Annotated in this window: 14 protein-coding genes; 4 read left to right on the top strand and 10 right to left on the bottom strand. The window is 70.1% G+C overall.

Going from position 1 to position 17,473, the window contains the following annotated elements; all coding sequences use genetic code 11:
* Window positions 1-211 precede the first annotated feature (211 nt).
* The gene (locus tag ACWD1U_RS01645) at window positions 212-1,552 is read left to right on the top strand and encodes an MFS transporter (protein WP_451103657.1); all 1,341 of its coding nucleotides are present in this window, start codon (window positions 212-214) and stop codon (window positions 1,550-1,552) included.
* Here the strand turns inward: ACWD1U_RS01645 and ACWD1U_RS01640 are convergent.
* The 9 genes from ACWD1U_RS01640 to ACWD1U_RS01600 form a co-directional block, all read right to left on the bottom strand.
* Complete coding sequence (locus ACWD1U_RS01640; protein WP_451103656.1) at window positions 1,466-2,272, bottom strand: ABC transporter permease; 807 nt, start codon at window positions 2,270-2,272, stop codon at window positions 1,466-1,468. The genes ACWD1U_RS01645 and ACWD1U_RS01640 overlap by 87 nt on opposite strands.
* A gap of 1 nt (window position 2,273) precedes the next feature.
* On the bottom strand, window positions 2,274-3,077 hold the full coding sequence (locus ACWD1U_RS01635; RefSeq protein ID WP_451103655.1) for an ABC-2 family transporter protein: 804 nt from the start codon (window positions 3,075-3,077) through the stop codon (window positions 2,274-2,276).
* Window position 3,078: 1 nt separating this feature from the next.
* Entirely contained in the window at window positions 3,079-4,074 is a 996-nt protein-coding gene (locus ACWD1U_RS01630) for an ABC transporter ATP-binding protein (RefSeq protein WP_451103960.1), read from the bottom strand.
* Window positions 4,075-4,200: 126 nt separating this feature from the next.
* Complete coding sequence (locus ACWD1U_RS01625; RefSeq protein ID WP_451103654.1) at window positions 4,201-7,113, bottom strand: glycoside hydrolase family 2 TIM barrel-domain containing protein; 2,913 nt, start codon at window positions 7,111-7,113, stop codon at window positions 4,201-4,203.
* A gap of 12 nt (window positions 7,114-7,125) precedes the next feature.
* Window positions 7,126-8,007, bottom strand: coding sequence for a carbohydrate ABC transporter permease (locus tag ACWD1U_RS01620; protein WP_451103653.1), 882 nt, complete (start codon window positions 8,005-8,007; stop codon window positions 7,126-7,128).
* Window positions 8,004-8,969 (bottom strand): carbohydrate ABC transporter permease, encoded by a 966-nt coding sequence (locus ACWD1U_RS01615; RefSeq protein WP_451103652.1) that lies wholly within the window; start codon window positions 8,967-8,969, stop codon window positions 8,004-8,006. Before ACWD1U_RS01615 ends, ACWD1U_RS01620 begins: the two co-directional genes overlap by 4 nt.
* Before the next feature lie 20 nt (window positions 8,970-8,989).
* A complete protein-coding gene (locus tag ACWD1U_RS01610) occupies window positions 8,990-10,255 on the bottom strand; it encodes an ABC transporter substrate-binding protein (RefSeq protein ID WP_451103651.1) in 1,266 nt (421 codons plus the stop codon).
* Window positions 10,256-10,475: 220 nt separating this feature from the next.
* The gene (locus ACWD1U_RS01605) at window positions 10,476-11,723 is read right to left on the bottom strand and encodes an ROK family transcriptional regulator (protein WP_451103650.1); all 1,248 of its coding nucleotides are present in this window, start codon (window positions 11,721-11,723) and stop codon (window positions 10,476-10,478) included.
* Window positions 11,724-12,141: 418 nt separating this feature from the next.
* On the bottom strand, window positions 12,142-12,843 hold the full coding sequence (locus tag ACWD1U_RS01600) for an ANTAR domain-containing protein (protein WP_451103649.1): 702 nt from the start codon (window positions 12,841-12,843) through the stop codon (window positions 12,142-12,144).
* A 133-nt stretch (window positions 12,844-12,976) separates the two neighbouring features.
* On the opposite strand from ACWD1U_RS01600, the gene ACWD1U_RS01595 reads away from it, so the two are divergent.
* Window positions 12,977-13,327, top strand: coding sequence for a helix-turn-helix transcriptional regulator (locus tag ACWD1U_RS01595; protein WP_451103648.1), 351 nt, complete (start codon window positions 12,977-12,979; stop codon window positions 13,325-13,327).
* A gap of 72 nt (window positions 13,328-13,399) precedes the next feature.
* Here the strand turns inward: ACWD1U_RS01595 and ACWD1U_RS01590 are convergent, their stop codons facing one another.
* Window positions 13,400-14,656, bottom strand: a complete 1,257-nt coding sequence (locus ACWD1U_RS01590) for a D-arabinono-1,4-lactone oxidase (RefSeq protein ID WP_451103647.1) — start codon at window positions 14,654-14,656, stop codon at window positions 13,400-13,402.
* Between the two features lie 179 nt (window positions 14,657-14,835).
* Between ACWD1U_RS01590 and ACWD1U_RS01585 the strand changes: the two genes are divergently transcribed.
* The gene (locus tag ACWD1U_RS01585) at window positions 14,836-15,843 is read left to right on the top strand and encodes a hydroxyacid dehydrogenase (protein ID WP_451103646.1); all 1,008 of its coding nucleotides are present in this window, start codon (window positions 14,836-14,838) and stop codon (window positions 15,841-15,843) included.
* A gap of 119 nt (window positions 15,844-15,962) precedes the next feature.
* The gene (locus tag ACWD1U_RS01580) at window positions 15,963-17,282 is read left to right on the top strand and encodes a radical SAM protein (protein ID WP_451103645.1); all 1,320 of its coding nucleotides are present in this window, start codon (window positions 15,963-15,965) and stop codon (window positions 17,280-17,282) included.
* Window positions 17,283-17,473: the final 191 nt, after the last annotated feature.

Below are 17,473 nucleotides of genomic sequence, written 5' to 3'. Positions count from 1 at the left end.
TCAGTCAGGGGTACGGGTCGGGTTCGCGTCTGCGGTGTGCGGGACACCGCGCGAGAGGTCACCTCACGGCGCGGACGCTACTCCGTCCGCACCGCCCACCGGTACCGGTTTTCGCGGGCATCGCAATGCGGGCGGGTGGCATTCCTCGGTCGCCGCGGGGAGCCGTAAGGTTGCCGGGACCAGTGAGCGGGGACACGGGGGAGACGGCGGCATGACGCACGGAGCGGCGCGGCGCGAGGACGTCGCCGACGAGGGCTTACCCGGCACCCGTCCCCTGTGGCGGCAACGCGACTTCGGCATCTTCTGGGTCGCGCAGACCCTCTCCGTGCTCGGCGACTCCTTCGCGCTGATCGCCCTGCCCCTGCTCGTGCTGGAGGCCACGGGCTCGATCGCGCGGATGGGTCTGCTGACGGCGGTGGGCGGGGCGGCGGCGGTCGTCGCGGCGGTGTTCGCCGGGGCCGTGGTGGACCGGGTGGACCGGCGCCGGCTGCTCATCGCCTGCGACCTCGTGCGCATGGTGCTGTACGGAGTGATCCCGCTGGTGTGGCTGTTCGGCCCGCAGATCTGGCTGCTGTACGTGGTGCTGCCGCTGTGCGAGGCCGTGGGCATGCTGTTCGCGGTCGGCTACGTCACGGTCGTGCGGGGCCTGGTCGGCACCGGGCAACTCACGGAGGCCAACGGCCGGTTGAACGCGACGGCCGCCGCCGCGGGCGTCCTCGGGCCGCTGTGCGCCGGTCTGGTCGCCGCCTGGTCCGGCCCGGCCGCCGCGGTGGGCGTCGACGCGGTCAGCTTCGGGGTGTCGGCCACGTTCCTGTTCTTCGTACGGTTCCGCAAGCGCACCCCGGACGAGCACACCGACCGGCGCGCGGGCCTGTGGCAGGACCTGCGCACCGGCGTCGCCTTCCTCCACGGCCACCCCGTGCTGCGCGCGCTCACCGCCCTGCTGTTCGTCTTCAGCTTCCTCACCCTCGGCCTGAACGACCTGGTCATCTACCACCTCAAGCACGATCTCGGACACGACGACGGCACGGTCGGCACCGTCATGGCGGTCGGCGCGCTCGGCACCATCACCGGTGCCCTGCTCGTGGCCCGGTTCCGTCGCCGCCTCGGCTTCGGCACGACGTGGACCGGCTCGGTCGCGGTGTGCGGGCTGGCCTTCGCGGGTCTCGGATGGGCCCGTGACGTGCCGGTCGTCGCGGCCCTGAGCGCCGCGTTCCTCGCCTGTGCCGGCATGGCGGGGACCTGCTCGATGTCGCTGCGTCAGGAGGTCACCCCGGAGCACCTCCTGGGCCGTGTCACCTCCGCCTTCTGGACGCTTCAGTACGCGGCGGCACCGATCGGCGCGGCGGTACTCACCTGGGCGGCGGAGGAACAGGGCACGACACCGGTCGCCCTGGCCGCCGGGACGACCTGTGTCCTGCTCGCCGTGGCCGCCCTGTTCACCCCGATCCGCGGGTCCGGCCGGTCACCCGTTGACCCCGCTGTAGTGCCGCAGACTCCACCGCCACAACAGCCGCGCCCCCAGATACGCCAGCAGCCCGAGCAGCGGTGAGGCCGCCGCCAGCCAGTACGGCACGCCGGTGGTGTGACCGTGGCCGGTCAGGACCGCCGCCGGGAAGTAGGCGACGAACGCGAGCGGGAGACCGTAGGTCAGGAATCCGCCCACCGCCTTGGGGAGGACGTTCAGCGGGTAGCTGCCGAACGTGCCGAGGAGTTCCTCCAGCCAGCGGCCCCAGGAGTCGGAGGCCGGGAAGCGCAGGGACGCGCTCGCCACGACCGTGAACAGGGCCGCCTCCAGGAGCATGCCGCCGAGCACGGCCGCGATCAGATAGGTGACGCGGCCCGCCGTCCAGTCGAGGTCGCTGCGGGACAGCGCGCCCACCATCAGGCCGGCCGCGACCGTGAGGTCGCCGATGGCGTTGGTGGGGAAGAACGCCAGCTGCATCTGCCGGTGGACCGGCATCGGGCGCATCAGATAGATGTCGACCCGGCCCTCCTGGATCTGCCGGCCGGCCCAGTGCATCCGCCCCAGGAACAGCACGAACAGACCGTGCGCCAGCATCCGCGTCGCCGGGATCAGCAGCACGTCGGAGCTGTCCCAGCCGCCCATCCCGGCGAACCGGGACAGCAACACCGTGGCGAACACGATCACCGACACCTGCCAGATCGCCCCGATCGCGATCATCAGCAGGAACTCGGTGCGGTACTCCATCTGTGCGCGGAAGTTGAGCGCCGTGACGCGCCAGATGATCCGCAGTGCCTTCACCGACATCTCAGCCTCCCTGCGAGATCACGCGCCGGGCGGCCCGCCGCCACAGCAGCCGGGTGAACAACGCCAGCACCACGACCCACGCGGCCTGGACGGTGAGCTGGAAGGCCGCGTCGGACAGGGGGATCCGCCCCACGTACAGCGACAGCGGCACACTCAGCGTGGCCTGGAACGGCAGGAAGGCGCTCATCGTCACGAACCAGTCCGGGAAGAACCACAGCGGCGCGTACACCCCGGACAGCAGGTTCTGCGCGAACAGCAGGATGAGCATCGCCGCGGTGTTGCGGATCGTCCAGAAGCACAACTGGTCGAGCACGAGCATGACGTAGTAGAGGACCCACTGGCCCAGCAGCATGCTGAGCACGAACACCCCGGCCACCGCGGCCGAACCGGGCGGCTCGACGACCCCCGCTGCCAGGCAGATCACGTACCCCGTCAGTGCCCACGCGAGCCCGTACAGTTGCTCGCCGGCGGCCCGCAGGGCGTAGTAGCGCTGCGGCGGCAGCGGACGCAGGTACCAGTAGACGATGGTGCCGAAGTGCATGTGCTGCAGGACCGTGTCCCGGCCCGCGTACTGGTCCAACTCGCGCAGCCGGGACGCCAGTACGGCCAGCACGGCGTAGGTCACCGCCTGGTCGCGGCTCAGGCCGGCGGTCGTGCCGGTCTGCGCGTACAGGCCCCGCCACAGCGACCAGACCAGCACCACCTGCACGGCCAGCCGGAGCGCGACGGCGGTCATGCGGGGCGGAGCGTTCAACTCGCCGAGCGGGGTGACGCGGGCGGCGCGCCAGGCGTGCGGCACGGCCACGTCAGACCTCCCCGGCGTGCACGTACGCGGCCCGCATCACGTCTTCCAGGTCCGCCTCGTCCAGGGCGATGTCCGTCACCTCGAACCGCTCGATCACGGCCTTCAGCGCCTGGTGGACGGTGGGCGCGTCCGCCCCGTCGGGGCCGAAGACGACCTGTGCGCCGGTGTGCCGCAGGAGCGCGGTGCCGGGCGGCGGTACGACCTCGGCGTGCGGGTCGGCGAGCGTGGCCCGCACCTGCCAGGTCGAGCCGAACTTCCGGCGGATCTCGCCGAGGGTGCCGTCCAGGACCAGCCGGCCGTGGTTGACCAGCACCACCCGCTCGGCGAGCCGCTCGACCTCCGTCATGTCGTGCGTGGTCAGCAGCACCGTACGGCCGCGCTGTTCGACCTGGTGGCGCAGGAACTCCCGCACCTGCTCCTTGACCACCACGTCCATGCCGATCGTCGGCTCGTCGAGGAACACCACCGGCGGGTCGTGCAGCAGGGCGGCGGCCAGATCGCTGCGCACCCGCTGGCCGAGGGAGAGATGGCGGACCCGGGTGTCCCAGAAGGACGACAGGTCCAGGATGTCGTCGAACTCCTTGAGCCGGGCGGCGTGTTCGGTCTTCGGCACCTCGTAGATGTCCCGCAGGATCGCGAACGACTCGCGCACCGGCAGGTCCCACCACAGCTGCGTGCGCTGCCCGAACACGGCGCCGACGTTACGGGCGTTGCGCTCGCGCTCCAGGTACGGCACCACGCCCGCGACCCGGGCCTCGCCGGACGTGGGGGTGAGGATGCCGGTCAGCATCTTGATGGTGGTGGACTTGCCGGCGCCGTTCGGGCCGAGCAGGGCGAGGAGTTCGCCCGGGGAGACGTCGAAGCTGATGTCGGTGACGGCGTGCTTGGCCACCCGCTCCGGGTTGACCAGGGACCGCAGGGCGCCCGCGAACCCGGGGCGCCGGACGGTGGTGTGGAAGGTCCGGGAGAGCCCGCGAACCTCGATGGCGACACTCAACTGACCCACCGACTTCCTTTGTGGTGAACACAGTTGCGGCCGGTCGGCTGGAGGGCCGACCGGCCGCGGATGACATTCCGACACTGTCGGAATGTCGATCAATTGGTCAATCGATTAATCGAGTTCTTACCTGGTGGTCGAGAACACGAACGAGAACTCCACCGGCTCGGCCTTCAGGAAGTACTGCGGCAGCGGGCCCGGTCCGCACGACTGCGAGCCGATGCCGTGCTGCCCGTGGTCGAGGTTGACCCACACCGTGTCGCCGGGCGTGAGGTCGGTGCGGTGCCGCGCCGCGTCCAGCCGCTCGGTGGTCCAGCGCCGCGCGGTGAACCAGAACTCCGGGTCGCCCTCGATCCTGAGACCGCCGAGCTCCACCCAGCGGACGTCGGCACGGGCGCCGTTCTCCTGCGGGCGGAGGTACGGCGTCTGCAGCCCGTCCACCGTCGACTGCCAGCGGCCCACCATGGACGCCGCCCTGGTGTCCGGATACGCCTCGCCGGGACCGCCGCCGAACCACTCCACGGAGTCGGCCTCCGACAGCCCGAAGCGCACCCCGAGCCGGGGCAGCGGCACCGTCCAGTCACCCTCCGGCGTCACGGACACGGTCAGCCGCAGCCGCTCGCCGTCGGACGTCCAGCGGTACACCGTTCCCAGGCCGATCTCGCGGGCGGCGGGCGCCACCCGTGTGCGCACCGTCAGCGCGTCGTCGCCCGCCTCGACCGAGACCAGGCGGTGCCGCATGCGGTGCAGGCCGAGCGTGCGCCACAGCACGCCGTAGCGGGTGTCGGTCTGCCACTCGGCGCCGTCGTCGTTGTCGGTCGTCGCCCGCCACACGTCCAGCCGCGGCGCCGCGCCGACCTCCACCCCGCCGATCGAGAACAGCTCACCGGTGCGGGCGTCGAACGCGGCCGGGCCGAGCGTGATCCGGCCGTCCTCACGCACGGGACGGTCGCTCGCCGGGAAGGACGGCAGCGGCCGTGCCCCCGCGGCGAACTGACCCCAGGCCACGACGTGGTCCTTCGCGGCCCAGGACACGTCGTCGGCGAGCAGGGCCCGCACGGTCCACTGCCGCTCGCCGCCGCGGCCGTCCGCGGGCGGCTCCGGCAGCTTCACCTCGGCGCTCTCGCCCGGCGCGAGCGCCGGCACCGCGAGCGCACCCGACTCGACGGTCTCGCCGTCCACCTGGCACGACCACTCGAAGGCCAGCGCGGACAGGTCGGCGAAGTCCTGCTTGTTGGTGATCCGCACGATGCCGGTCGCGCCTCCCCCAAGCTCTCGGCTTCGCTCGAGCAGGGGGGACCCCCAGCCCTCGATGCGGACCGGCTCGATCACCTTCTTGTACTCGACGAGGCCCGGCGACGGCGTCCGGTCCGGGAAGACCAGCCCGTCGCAGACGAAGTTGCCGTCGTGCAGCTCCTCGCCGAAGTCACCGCCGTAGGCGTAGCCCAGCTCGGGGTGCTTGACGCCGTGGTCGATCCACTCCCAGATGAACCCGCCCTGGAGCCGCTCGTACTTCTCGAACAGCTCCTGGTAGTCGGCGAGCCCGCCCGGGCCGTTACCCATCGCGTGGCCGTACTCGCACTGGATGAAGGGGAGGTCACGGCGCTTGTGCGTGCCACCGTCGAGCCGCTGCCCGATCTTCTCGACCTCGTCGTGGAAGGCGTACATCCGCGAGTACACGTCGGTGTCGCGGCAGTTCCAGTCGCCCTCGTAGTGCACCAGCCGCTCGGGGTCGCGGTCGTGGATCCACTCGGCCATGGCGGTGAGCCCGCGCCCGGTGCCGGCCTCGTTGCCCAGCGACCAGAACACGATCGACGGGTGGTTCTTGTCCCGCTCGACCATGCGCGCGGCACGGTCCAGCAGGGCCGGGGTCCAGCGGTCGTCGTCGACCGGGTTGTCCCGCCAGTCCTGCTCGACGAAGCCGTGGGTCTCCAGGTCGCACTCGTCGATGACCCACAGGCCGTACTCGTCGCACAGGTCCAGGAAGGCCGGGTGCGGCGGGTAGTGCGAGGTGCGCACGGCGTTGAGGTTGTGCCGCTTCATCAGCAGCACGTCCTCGCGCATGGTCTCCAGGTCGAGGGCGCGGCCCTTCTCGTGGTGCCACTCGTGGCGGTTGACGCCCTTGAAGAGGACGGCCCTGCCGTTGACCTTGATCAGCCCGTCCTCGAGGACGACCGTACGGAAACCGATGCGCAGCGGCACCCGCTCGCCCTCGGTGGCCAGGACACCGCCGTAGAGCTTCGGCGTCTCGGCCGTCCACGGCTCGACGGCCACCGTCACCGACTCACCGGTCGCGATATCGATGTCCAGGGCCGGGACGCTCACCCGCCCGTCGACGTCGCAGTCGACGCGCAGGGTGCCCTCACCGGTGGTGTGGTCGTAGGAGGCGTGCACGAAGAAGTCGCCCACGCTGCCCGCCGGCCGGTGCAGCAGGGTGACGTCCCGGAAGATGCCGGGCAGCCACCACTGGTCCTGGTCCTCCAGGTACGACCCGGCCGACCACTGGTGCACGCGCACGGCGAGCACGTTGCGGCCCGGCTTCAGCAGCTGCCCGACCGCGAACTCGTGCGGCAGCCGGGAGCCCTTGAACTCGCCGAGCTCGGTGCCGTTCAGCCACACCCGGGCGCAGGACTCGACACCGTCGAACCGCAGCACCGCCCCGCCGTCCGACGGCCAGTCGGACGGCAGGTCGAAGACCCGCAGATGGTCACCGGTCGGGTTCTCCGTCGGGACGTACGGCGGGTCCACCGGGAAGGGGTAGAGGTGGTTGGTGTAGACCGGGGAGCCGAACGCCCCCTCGCCCTGGAGGACCCAGTGCCCGGGGACCGTGACCTCGGCCCAGTTCCCGGCGTCGTAGCCCTCCTCGGCGAACGAGTCGTCCTCGGCGTCGGCGGTGGCCGAGAGCCGGAAGCGCCAGCTGCCGTTCAGCGAGAGGGACCGCGCGTCCGAGGACGCGTACCAGGCACGGGGCGGCAGGGCCCCGCTCCCCGGGGAGACGTCCTCGACGTAGTCGACGGATGGGGTCGTACGGATAGACATCGGTCTCCTAGCTCAGCCCTTGATGCCGGTCTGGGCGATCCCCTGCACCAGCCAGCGCTGGAGGAAGAGGAAGACGAACACCAGGGGCAGGATGGAAATGGCCGTGGCCATGAAGATCAGGTGGTAGTTGACGGTCTGGTTGGTCATATAGGACGACAAAGCCACCTGGACTGTCCAGGCACTCGGATCCTGTCCGATGACCAGGGGCCAGAGGAAGGAGTTCCAGCCGTTGATGAAGGTGATCGTGGCGATGGCCGCGAAGAAGTTCAGCGAGTTCGGCACGACGACACGCCAGTACGCGCCCCAGTAGCCGAGTCCGTCCACGCGCGCCGCCTCCTCGAGCTCCTTCGGGAACCCCAGGAAGTACTGCCGGAACAGGAAGCACGTGAAACCACTGAAGAGGCCCGGGATGATCAGACCCCGGTAGCTGTCGACCCAGCCGAGGGACGAGACCAGGACGAAGCTCGGCACGAAGGTGACCGCCGTCGGAACCATCAGGGTGGCCAGGACGGCGTAGAAGACCTTGTTAGCGTGCTTGTAGGGGATCCGGGCGAGACCGTACCCGGCGAGCGAGCAGATCAGCAGGATGCCGACGGTGTGCAGGACGGCGACGACGACCGAGTTCCACAGGGAACGGGCGAAGTCGACGGTGACGTCGCTGAAAGGTTCGGTGATGTTGCCCCACTGGATGGAGGTGGGGAACCACTTCCACTCCTCACCCGTGATCTCCGGGTCGGTCATCAGCGCGTTGCGGACGATCAGGTAGAAGGGGATCAGGAAAAGGAGGGCGGCGATCCCGGTCGCGATGTACAGGCCGGTGTTTCCGATGACGCCGCCGCGCTTGACCTTGCCAGGCTTCGCGGTCTTCCTGACGTCGGGTGCTGTGGTGGTCACTTGGACTCCTCACCCCTTCCGAAGCCCATGATCTTGCCCTGGAGCAAAGTCACGATGCAGATGAGCAGGGTCAGGACGACCGCGCCCGCGCTGCCCGCGCCGTAGTTCTGGTTCTCGCCGAGGGCCATCTTGTAGAGCTCGACCAGCGGGGGCTGGCCCCAGGTGGCCTTGGTGAGCAGGTTGAAGAACTCGTCGAAGGCCTGGTAGGCCGCGATCAGCAGGAGCAGGATCACCGCCGTGGAGGTGGCCCGCAGCTGTGGCAGCGTGATGTGCCGGAAGGTCTGCCAGCCCGGCTTGGCGCCGTCGATGGAAGCGGCCTCGTACAGCTCGCGCGGAATGTTCTGAAGTGCCGCCAGGAAAAGGATCATGAAGAAGCCCGACTGGAGCCACAGGCGGACGGTCACGATGACCAGCCAGTACCAGGGCGGGTCGGGGCTCGCCAGCCAGGCGATGTTGTCCACGCCGAACCAGCCGATGACGGTGTTGGCGAGGCCGAAGCGGACGCCGTTGAAAAGGGACATCTTCCAGATCAGTGATGCGGCGACATAGCTGACCGCGGTGGGCAGGAAGAACACCGACCGGAAGAACGCCCGCATGAACCGCAGCCGGTTCACCAGCAGCGCCAGACCCAGCGACGTCGCCCAGGTGGCGGGCACGATGAACGCGGCGAAGACGGTGAAGGTGACCAGCGAGTTCAGGAAGTCCTCGTCCGTGAGGACCTGCTTGTAGTTGTCGAAGCCGACGAACTGGCTCGGCGTGACGGTGAAGCGGGCCTCGAAGAAGCTGAGCCACACGCTCCAGCCGATGGGCACGAAGACGAAGACGATCAGACCGAGCAGGAACGGCCCGGTGAACAGCCAGAAGTTGAAGGTGCTGCTCGCCCGCAGGCCCCGCCGCGGCCGGGTCTTGGAGACCTTGGCCGGGGCGGGCTGGGCGACCCCGCGTGAGGTGGTGGTCGACATGTCGAGATCCGTCCGGTGATCTAACCGAAGAGCTTCTTGAGCTCGGCGTCGACCTTCTTCTCACAGGCGTCGAGCTGGGCCTTCGGGTCGCCGTTCTTGCGGACGGCGTTCGCTATGACGTCCCAGAACGCGGAGATCATGGCCTGCGTCCAGCCGATGTTGTCGAAGTGGCCGAACTCGTTGAAGAGCTTCACGCCCTCGGCCGGCAGGCCGGACTTCAGCTTGTCCGCGGACTGGGCCAGGGAGGTGCGCGGCGGGATGTGGAAGCCGTAGGAGGTGGCGAAGTCCTCCTGATACTCCTTCTGGTCGATCCACAGCCACTTGACGTACTCCTTGGCCGCCTCGACGTTCTTGCCCTTGGCGTTGACGAACATCGACCAGCCGCCGTTGTAGACCGACTCCTTGCCGGCGGAGCCGACCTTCGGGAAGGGGAAGATGCCGATGTCGTCGCCGAGCGCCTTCTGCATGACCGGCATGGCCCACATGCCGCACCACTGCATCGCCGTCAGGCCCTGGGTGAAGGCCGACGGGTCCCACCAGTCGGTGGGGGCGCCGAGCAGCATGTTGCCGCTGGTGAAAAGGCCACGCAGCTGCTTGAGACCGTCGGCGACGGCGTCGGTGTTGAAGGCGGGCTTGTTGTCCGCGGTGAGGGTGTCGGCGCCGGCCGACCAGATCAGGTTGTGCTGGATCGGGGTGATCTCGTTGCCGAGGTAGACGCCCTTGACCTTGCTGGTGGTGAGCTTGTCGGCGGCTTCGATCAGCTCCTCCAGCGTGGTCGGTACCTCGACCTTCGCCTTCTCGAACATCGACGGCCGGTAGAAGAAGAACTGCGGGTCGTCGATCATCCGGACGCCGTAAATCTTGCCGTCGACCGTGTGCGACTTGATGTCGGCCTGGTTGAAGTCGTCCTTGACCGGCTCGATGATGTCGGTCAGGTCCGCCACCTGGCCGCTCTTGATGAGCTGGATCTGCGGGTGGAATTCGAACACGTCGGGCGCGTTCTGGGTGAGCAGCGCTGCGAAGAGCTTCTGCTCGAAGTTGTTGCCCGTGATCCACTGCGTGGCCACGTTGGCGCCCTTGTAGGCCTTCGCGTACCGCTTGACGGCCTGCTCGACGCCGGCCTCGCCGTACGCGTGGAAGTACTGGACCAGGTTCTTGCCCGAACCGGATCCACCGCCCCGCCCGTTGTTGCCGCCGCACGCGGCCAGTCCGCCGGCGGCGGCCAGGCCCATCGCGGCCCGCAGAACGTTTCGACGGTCCCAGTTCATGTTGCTCGATGCCGACATGCTGACGTCCTTGTCTCGAGTGCGGCTGCGGCTCTTCGGCTCACTGCCTGATGGCTCACGAGCCGGCAGCTCGTGCCAGATGGCTCAAAGAGAGGTGCGGTGCGGGACGCTAGAGCTTCGGCTAAGGCTTCGGCAAGGGGTTGGACGAAGCCTGTTCGAAGCGTTGTTTCCGGTTCGCGATTTCGAACACGCGGGTGTCGCGGAGGAGTTGCTTCCGCCGCTACGAGGGTGGGGCGGCGGTACGGCTCCTGACGGGGGTGGTGCGTTTGCCGTTTCTCTGTCCGACGGTCTGCAGCGCGCCCTCGAGCGCGAACGTCGCCGCACCCAGGCACACCGGGTCGGTGGGGATCGGCGAGAGGACGACCTCGGTGGCGGCCAGCGGCCGCGGCAGCGCGTGCCGGGTGACGGCCTCGCGCACTGCGTTCAGCAGCGGTTCGCCCAGGGTGCGGGCGACCCAGCTGCTCAGCACGACGACCTCCGGGTTGAACAGGTTCACCAGGTCCGCGACGCCGGCGCCGAGGTAACGGGCCGTCTCCTGGACGACCTTGCGTGCCACCGGGTCGTCCGCCTCGACCCCGCGGGCCAGCGCGTCGATGGTCGCCGTCTGGTCCTCGGGGTGCAGCAGCGGGCTGTCGGGGCTGAGTTCGCGCAGGTTCAGCATGATGCCGCGGGCGCCCACGTACGTCTCCACGCAGCCGTGGTTGCCGCAGCGGCACAGACGTCCGTCCAGGACCATCGTGGTGTGGCCCCACTCCCCGGCGCTGTTGCTCACCCCGCGGTGCAGCCCCCCGCCCAGGACGAGCCCCGCGCCCACCCCGGTCCCGAGGTTCACCACCACGGCGTTCCCGCGCCCGCGCGCGGCTCCGAACCACAACTCGGCCACCGCGCTGGCGCGCAGCGGGTTGTCCAGGTACAGCGGGTAGGCGATGTGCTCGGTGAGCAGGTCGAGCAGCGGCACGTCGTGCCAGTCCCAGTTGGGCGCGTACTCCGAGGTGCCGGTGGCGCGGTCCACCTGCCCCGGCACGCTCACGCCGACCCCGAGCACCCGGGCGCCCTCGATGCCGGCCTGGGTGACCACCGACCCGACGGCGGTGGCCACATGCCCGACCACCTGCTCGGGCAGGCTCTCGCCGGGCCGGACGTCCTCCTCGGCGCGGGCCAGCACGTTCAGTCCCAGGTCGAACAGCTCGACATGGACGTACGTCTCGGCGATGTCTACGCCGATCAGCGCGCCGCCCGACGAGTTGACCGCGACCAGGCCTCGGGGGCGGCCGCCGGCCGAGTCCTCGAAGCCCACCTCGGTGATCATGCGGAGGTCGAGCAGTTCGCCGACGAGTGTGGCGACCGTGGCGAGACTGAGTCCGGTGGCGGCGGCCAGCTCCTGACGGGAGGTGGGTGACTCGGCGATGATCTGGCGCAACACCTCGTAGCGGTTCGCGGTACGGATGTCACGTGATGTGCGCTTCACCGGGTTGCCCCATCCCTTCCCAGGCCGACCGGGCCGGGGTCGTCGCGGCACCGGCGCGGCGCAAGGCTATGGGGTGCCGGGACTTTCGACAAGGGGTTTGGAAAGGGGCTTTATAAAGTGCGCCCCTGGTGAGGACCGGTGATCACCGCCGTGGCTCGACCGTGATGCCTCAAGAGTGTGTGCGGGGCGACGGCACACCCGGCGATCCTCCCGCACGGGCCGCGTCGGCCATGTCCCCGACGGCATCGCCCGGCCCTCAGGGTCCTTGCATCCTGCCCGCCCGGTCGCGTGGTCCGGTGCCGCGCTCGCCGCGTTGCCGAAGCGCCGAGGTAGCGGAGCTACCGGGGCCCTCCGGCGCCTTGCGATGCACGGCACCGGACCACGCGACCTGATCGGGCGCTCATCGTGCAGGGACCCCTCAGCTCCGGCGGCCCGCCCCGGCGACCGCGGCCGCCAGCTGCTGCTGCACCTGCTCCGGCAGCGTGCTGCCGTGCACGCTGCCCACCAGCTCACTGGCCAGGTGGTGCAGCTTGGTGTTGGTGTTCTGGGACGTTCTGACCAGCACGCTCCATGCGGCCTCGGGGCTCAGGCTGAAGGAGGCCATCAGGATGCCGCGGGCCAGGTCGATGGTGGGGCGGGTCTGCATGGCCCGCCGCAGCTGGGCGACCTCGGCGCGGAGGTTCTGGTCGCCGGTTTCCGGGGGCGGGGGCGTCCTGTCCCCGTCGGCGGGGCCGGTGAGCAGCTCCCGCGTGCCCGTCAGGTCCAGCAGCCGCTCGACGGCGACGCCGCCGGACCGCAGGACGACCGTCCTGCCCTGGTCCAGGGCTCGGGTGCGCAGGTCCATCAGCGTGTTGAGGCCGGAGCAGTCGCAGAATCCGACGGCGTCCAGCCGCAGGTCGATGCCGCTGCCCGAAAGTTCGAGGACGTCGTACAGCTCGGGAAGCAGCCGCCGGCTGCCCAGATCCAGCTCACCCCACATCGTCACGGTCATCCGGTCGCCGTCCGGTGTGACGTCCATGGTCGCCATGCAGGGCGGGATCGCCGCCGGTGCACTGCCGCTCGCCGCGGCCGCGGCGCCCTCCGGGGTGTGAGACCGCGCAGCGTACGCAGGCTCCGGCATGGCCCTTTTCTCCCTGTCTGATCGCCCTGCCTCCGCATCCAGCGTTGCCCCTCTACCCCACACACGTCAACCAATACATGAAATGGAGTACGTGTTTTTGAGTGCGCGAATGTTCGGTCGCTAGAGTTGGAGCATGGACGGAGTGCCCGAGCCACACACCGGATGGACGTTCCTCACCAACCATGCCCGCGTGCTGGCGGCGATCGCAGACAACCACAGCGCCCGGATCCGGGACATCGCGGCCCACTGCCGGCTCACCGAACGGGCCGTGCAGAAGATCATCGCCGACCTGGAGCAGGACGGATACCTCTCCCACACCCGGGAGGGGCGCAGCAACACGTACCGGATCGACCCCGCCAAGGTGCTGCGCCACCCGGCCGAGGCCGGTCTGACCGTGGCGTCCCTGCTCTCCCTGCTCGTCGCGGACGAGGCAGGCCGCGCCACGACCGCGGTCGCCCACAGCCGGCCGCACGCCACGGCCTGACCGGCGGGCCCCCGGCCGGCCGGTCCGCGAGCGTGCCCCGGCGGTGCCCGCCGCCGGGGGCCGCGGCGCTGCCTACGCCTCGGCCAGCACGTCCCGGACGAAGGCGTTGGCGAACGTCCCCCGCGGATCCAGATCCCGCGCCAGGGCCCGGAAGTCGCCCAGCCGCGGATACAGCCGGCGCAGGGCGGAGGCGGGCACGGTGAACACCTTGCCCCAGTGCGGCCGCGCCTCGAAGGGGGCCAGCGCCTCCTCGACCCGCCGCACCACCGGCAGCACCGCCCGCGTGTCCGCGACCCAGGTGAAGTGCGCCGCGACGGTGTCGCGGCCGTGGGAGGGGCTCAGCCACTGGTCGTCACCGGCGACGGTGCGCACCTCGCAGGTCTGCAGGACCGGGGCGACGGTCTCCCGGAGCGCGTCGAGCGCGTGCATCATCTCCACGGCGCGGTGGCGTGGCAGCAGGTACTCCGACTGCAACTCCGCCCCGCTGCTCGGCACGAACTCCGCCCGGAAGTGCGGCAACCGCTCGTGCCACGGCCCCGGCACCCCGAACTGCTCGGTGCAGTTGACCGCGGGCATGCCCGGCACCGGGTGCATCTTCTCGGTGGCGGGAGCCGCCCAGGGGAAGGTGGGCAGCGGCTGGTCGGTACGCCGCTTGAGCCACACCTGCCGGAAACCAGGTTCCCGCCAGTCGGTGAACAGGCTGACGCTGTAGCCCGTCGCCATCACCGTCTCGAACGTCCCCGAGTCCAGCCCCTGGAAGGGCAGTTCGGTGAACACGTACTGCTCCACCTCGAAGGCCGGCTCCAGGTCGAGGGTGAGCGCGGTGACGACCCCGAGTGCGCCGAGCGAGGTGACGGCCCCGCCGAAGCGCTCCTCGTCCCGTCCTATGGTCACCGTCGAGCCGTCGGCCGTGACCAGCTCCACCTCGCGCACGGGCGCCGACAGCGGGCCGTTGAGCACCCCCGAGCCGTGGGTGCCGGTCGCGACCGACCCGGCCACCGAGATGTGCGGAAGGGACGCCATGTTCGGCAGGGCCAGACCCTGCCCGTGCACCCGGCGGGCCAGCTCGGCGTAGCGCACCCCGCCGCCGACCCGGACGGTGCGGGCCGCCGTGTCGACGTCCACCTCCGGCGGCAGATCGGCCAGCGACAGCAGGACGCCCTCGGCGCCCGGCTCCGCGATCACGTTGAACGAGTGCCCGCTGCCCAGCACCCGCACCCGCTCGCTGTCCGCGACCAGCGCGCGCAGTGCGGTGAGCGATCCCGGCCGGTGCAGCTCCTTGGCCGCGTAGGTGATGTTGCCCGCCCAGTTGGTCACGGTCCCGTTCATCGCGTCGTCCTTCCCCGAGGCAGCGGGGACAGGGAAGCCCCCGCCGGAACCTACCCCGGCCCCGGAGCATTGCCGCCGCGGCCCGGACCGGCCTACCGTGGAGACCTCGTAGAGAGCGGTTACTACCCGTGTTCCGGTGAGCCGCACCTCAGTGTGTCCCGAGCCGGAAGGTCACCTCCTTGAGCCAGCGCCCCCAGGCACTGTTCGCCATGGCCGCCGAGAACGTGCCGCAGGTCTTCCCGCCCGAGGTGCTGGCGAGGCTGCGGGAATCCGTGGACATCGATCCGGCCCTCGTGGCGCAGGACTTCACCGACCCGCGCGTGCTGGACGCGCTGGCCCGGACCGAGATCCTGGTGACCGGCTGGGGCTGCCCCCGGCTCGACGAAACGGTCCTCGGCGCGGCTCCCCGGCTGCGCGCGGTGCTGCACTCGGCCGGCTCCGTGAAGTCCTTCGCCACCCCCGGCATCCGGGAGCGCGGCATCATGATCTCCTCGGCCGCCGCCGCCAACGCGCTGCCCGTCGCCGAGTACACCCTCGCCATGATCCTGCTCGCCGGGAAGGACGTCCTCGCCGCCCGCGAGCGGATGCGCGCGACCCGCACCTCCTCCGGCTGGGGCGTCATCCCCGGCATCGGCAACCACGGCCGCCGCGTCGGTGTCATCGGCGCCTCCCGCATCGGGCGCCGCGTCCTCGACCTGCTGCGCCCCTTCGACCTGAAGCCCGCCCTCACCGACCCCTACGTGGACGAGGAGGAGGCCGCCGCGCTCGGCGTGCCCCTGCTGCCGCTGGACGAGTTGGTGCGCACGTCCGACATCGTCACCGTCCACGCCCCCGAGACGCCCCGGACCCGCCACATGATCGGCCGCCGCGAGCTGGCCCTGATGCCCGACGGCGCGGTGCTGATCAACACCGCGCGCGGTGCCCTGGTCGACCACGACGCCCTCGTGGCGGAACTGCGCGCCGGACGCCTGACCGCGATCCTCGACGTCACCGACCCCGAGCCGCTCCCCGCTAACTCACCCCTCTACGACCTGCCCGGCGCCTTCGTCACCCCGCACCTCGCGGGCTCCCAGGGCAACGAGCTGGCCCGGCTCGGCCTGGCGGTCGCCGAGGAGGCGGAACGGCTGCTGGCCGGGGAGAAACCGGCGCACGCGATCGACTGGGCGACCCTGGAGCGTGAGGCCTGACACCCCCGCAAACCGTGATGGACGGGGCATTCTCCCGGCTCGGGGGACCCGGTACCGGCCACGCACACCCATGGGCATACCGTGAGGAGTCGTACGTCCGAGCCGGGAGGAGAGACGGGATGGGCAGCCGAACCGCGCTGGTCGAGGATCTGATGGAGCGATTCCCGCACGTGCCGCGGGAGGCCGTCTTCAAGGAGGACCTGCTCCGCGGCGGCGTCGCCTTCGACCCGTCCGCGCTCAGCGACAACGAGGGCGGCGAGGTCAAGCCGAAGTCGTACTTCATCTTCTCCTTCGACCACGGCACCCTGCCCGAGCTGGGCGAGGCCGCACTGCGCCGCCCGCCCGAGGAGATCATCCTCACCGGCGGCCCGTACGACCTGCGCCGCACGGTCGTCTCGGTCCGGGTGAACCCCTCCTCGCCGTACCGTGTCGCCGCGAACGGGGACGGCGTGCTCGGCCTCTACCTCGACGGCAAGCGGATCTCCGACGTCGGCGTGCCGCCGATGCCCGAGTACTACCGGCACACCCTCGCCAGCGGGAAGTCGGTCATGGAGGTCGCCCCGACCATCCAGTGGGGCTACCTGATCTACCTGACCGTCTTCCGGGTCTGCCAGTACTTCGGCGCCAAGGAGGAGTGCCAGTACTGCGACATCAACCACAACTGGCGCCAGCACAAGGCCGCCGGCCGGCCGTACACGGGCGTGAAGGACGTCGAGGAGGTCCTCGAGGCCCTCGAGATCATCGACCGCTACGACACCGCCAAGGCGTCCACCGCCTACACGCTCACCGGTGGCGCCATCACCAAGACGGTCGCCGGCCGCGACGAGGCGGACTTCTACGGCCATTACGCCAAGGCCATCGAGGAGCGCTTCCCCGGCCGCTGGATCGGCAAGGTGGTGGCCCAGGCCCTGCCGCGTGACGACGTCCAGCGGTTCAAGGACTACGGCGTGCAGATCTACCACCCCAACTACGAGGTGTGGGACGAGTACCTGTTCAAGATGTACTGCCCGGGCAAGGAGCGCTACGTCGGCCGCGACGAGTGGCACAAGCGGATCCTCGACTCCGCGGAGATCTTCGGGGCGCGCAACGTCATCCCCAACTTCGTGGCCGGCGTGGAGATGGCCGAGCCGTTCGGCTTCACCTCGGTCGACGAGGCCATCGCCTCCACCACCGAGGGCCTGCGCTTCTTCATGTCGCACGGCATCACGCCCCGCTTCACCACCTGGTGCCCGGAGCCCACGACCCCGCTCGGCAAGGCCAACCCGCAGGGCGCGCCCCTGGAGTACCACATCCGCCTGCTCCAGGCGTACCGGCAGACCATGGAGGACTTCGGCCTCTCCTCGCCCCCCGGCTACGGCCCGCCCGGCGCCGGCAACGCGGTCTTCTCCGTCAGCTCCTTCATGGACAGCCTCCCGGCGGACGAACCCACCGCTGTTTGATAACGCTTCGATGACGTCGTCCGCCATTTCGGTACGGCGTCGAGTCGCGGGGCGGTTGTGCACGTACGGCACTCGGAGGCCGCAGTCGTGGGGCACATCCGCCCTGTTCTGATATCTGAACAGGGTGCTTGTCAGTTGTGCGGGAGGCGTGAAAAGCTCTTGCCCTGCCGCGAGGTTCCCCCCAACTCCAT

This window comes from Streptomyces sp. NPDC002788 (assembly GCF_053592115.1).
This window is presented reverse-complemented; position numbering and strand designations above follow the sequence as displayed.

What these genes read in the sequence shown, in the direction of transcription:
- ACWD1U_RS01645 (WP_451103657.1), top strand. Translation starts at nt 212, where the DNA reads ATGACGCACGGAGCGGCGCGGCGCGAGGACGTCGCCGACGAGGGCTTA.
- ACWD1U_RS01640 (WP_451103656.1), bottom strand. Translation starts at nt 2,272, where the DNA reads ATGTCGGTGAAGGCACTGCGGATCATCTGGCGCGTCACGGCGCTCAAC.
- ACWD1U_RS01625 (WP_451103654.1), bottom strand. Translation starts at nt 7,113, where the DNA reads ATGTCTATCCGTACGACCCCATCCGTCGACTACGTCGAGGACGTCTCC.
- ACWD1U_RS01615 (WP_451103652.1), bottom strand. Translation starts at nt 8,969, where the DNA reads ATGTCGACCACCACCTCACGCGGGGTCGCCCAGCCCGCCCCGGCCAAG.
- ACWD1U_RS01610 (WP_451103651.1), bottom strand. Translation starts at nt 10,255, where the DNA reads ATGTCGGCATCGAGCAACATGAACTGGGACCGTCGAAACGTTCTGCGG.
- ACWD1U_RS01600 (WP_451103649.1), bottom strand. Translation starts at nt 12,843, where the DNA reads ATGCCGGAGCCTGCGTACGCTGCGCGGTCTCACACCCCGGAGGGCGCC.
- ACWD1U_RS01595 (WP_451103648.1), top strand. Translation starts at nt 12,977, where the DNA reads ATGGACGGAGTGCCCGAGCCACACACCGGATGGACGTTCCTCACCAAC.
- ACWD1U_RS01590 (WP_451103647.1), bottom strand. Translation starts at nt 14,656, where the DNA reads ATGAACGGGACCGTGACCAACTGGGCGGGCAACATCACCTACGCGGCC.
- ACWD1U_RS01580 (WP_451103645.1), top strand. Translation starts at nt 15,963, where the DNA reads ATGGGCAGCCGAACCGCGCTGGTCGAGGATCTGATGGAGCGATTCCCG.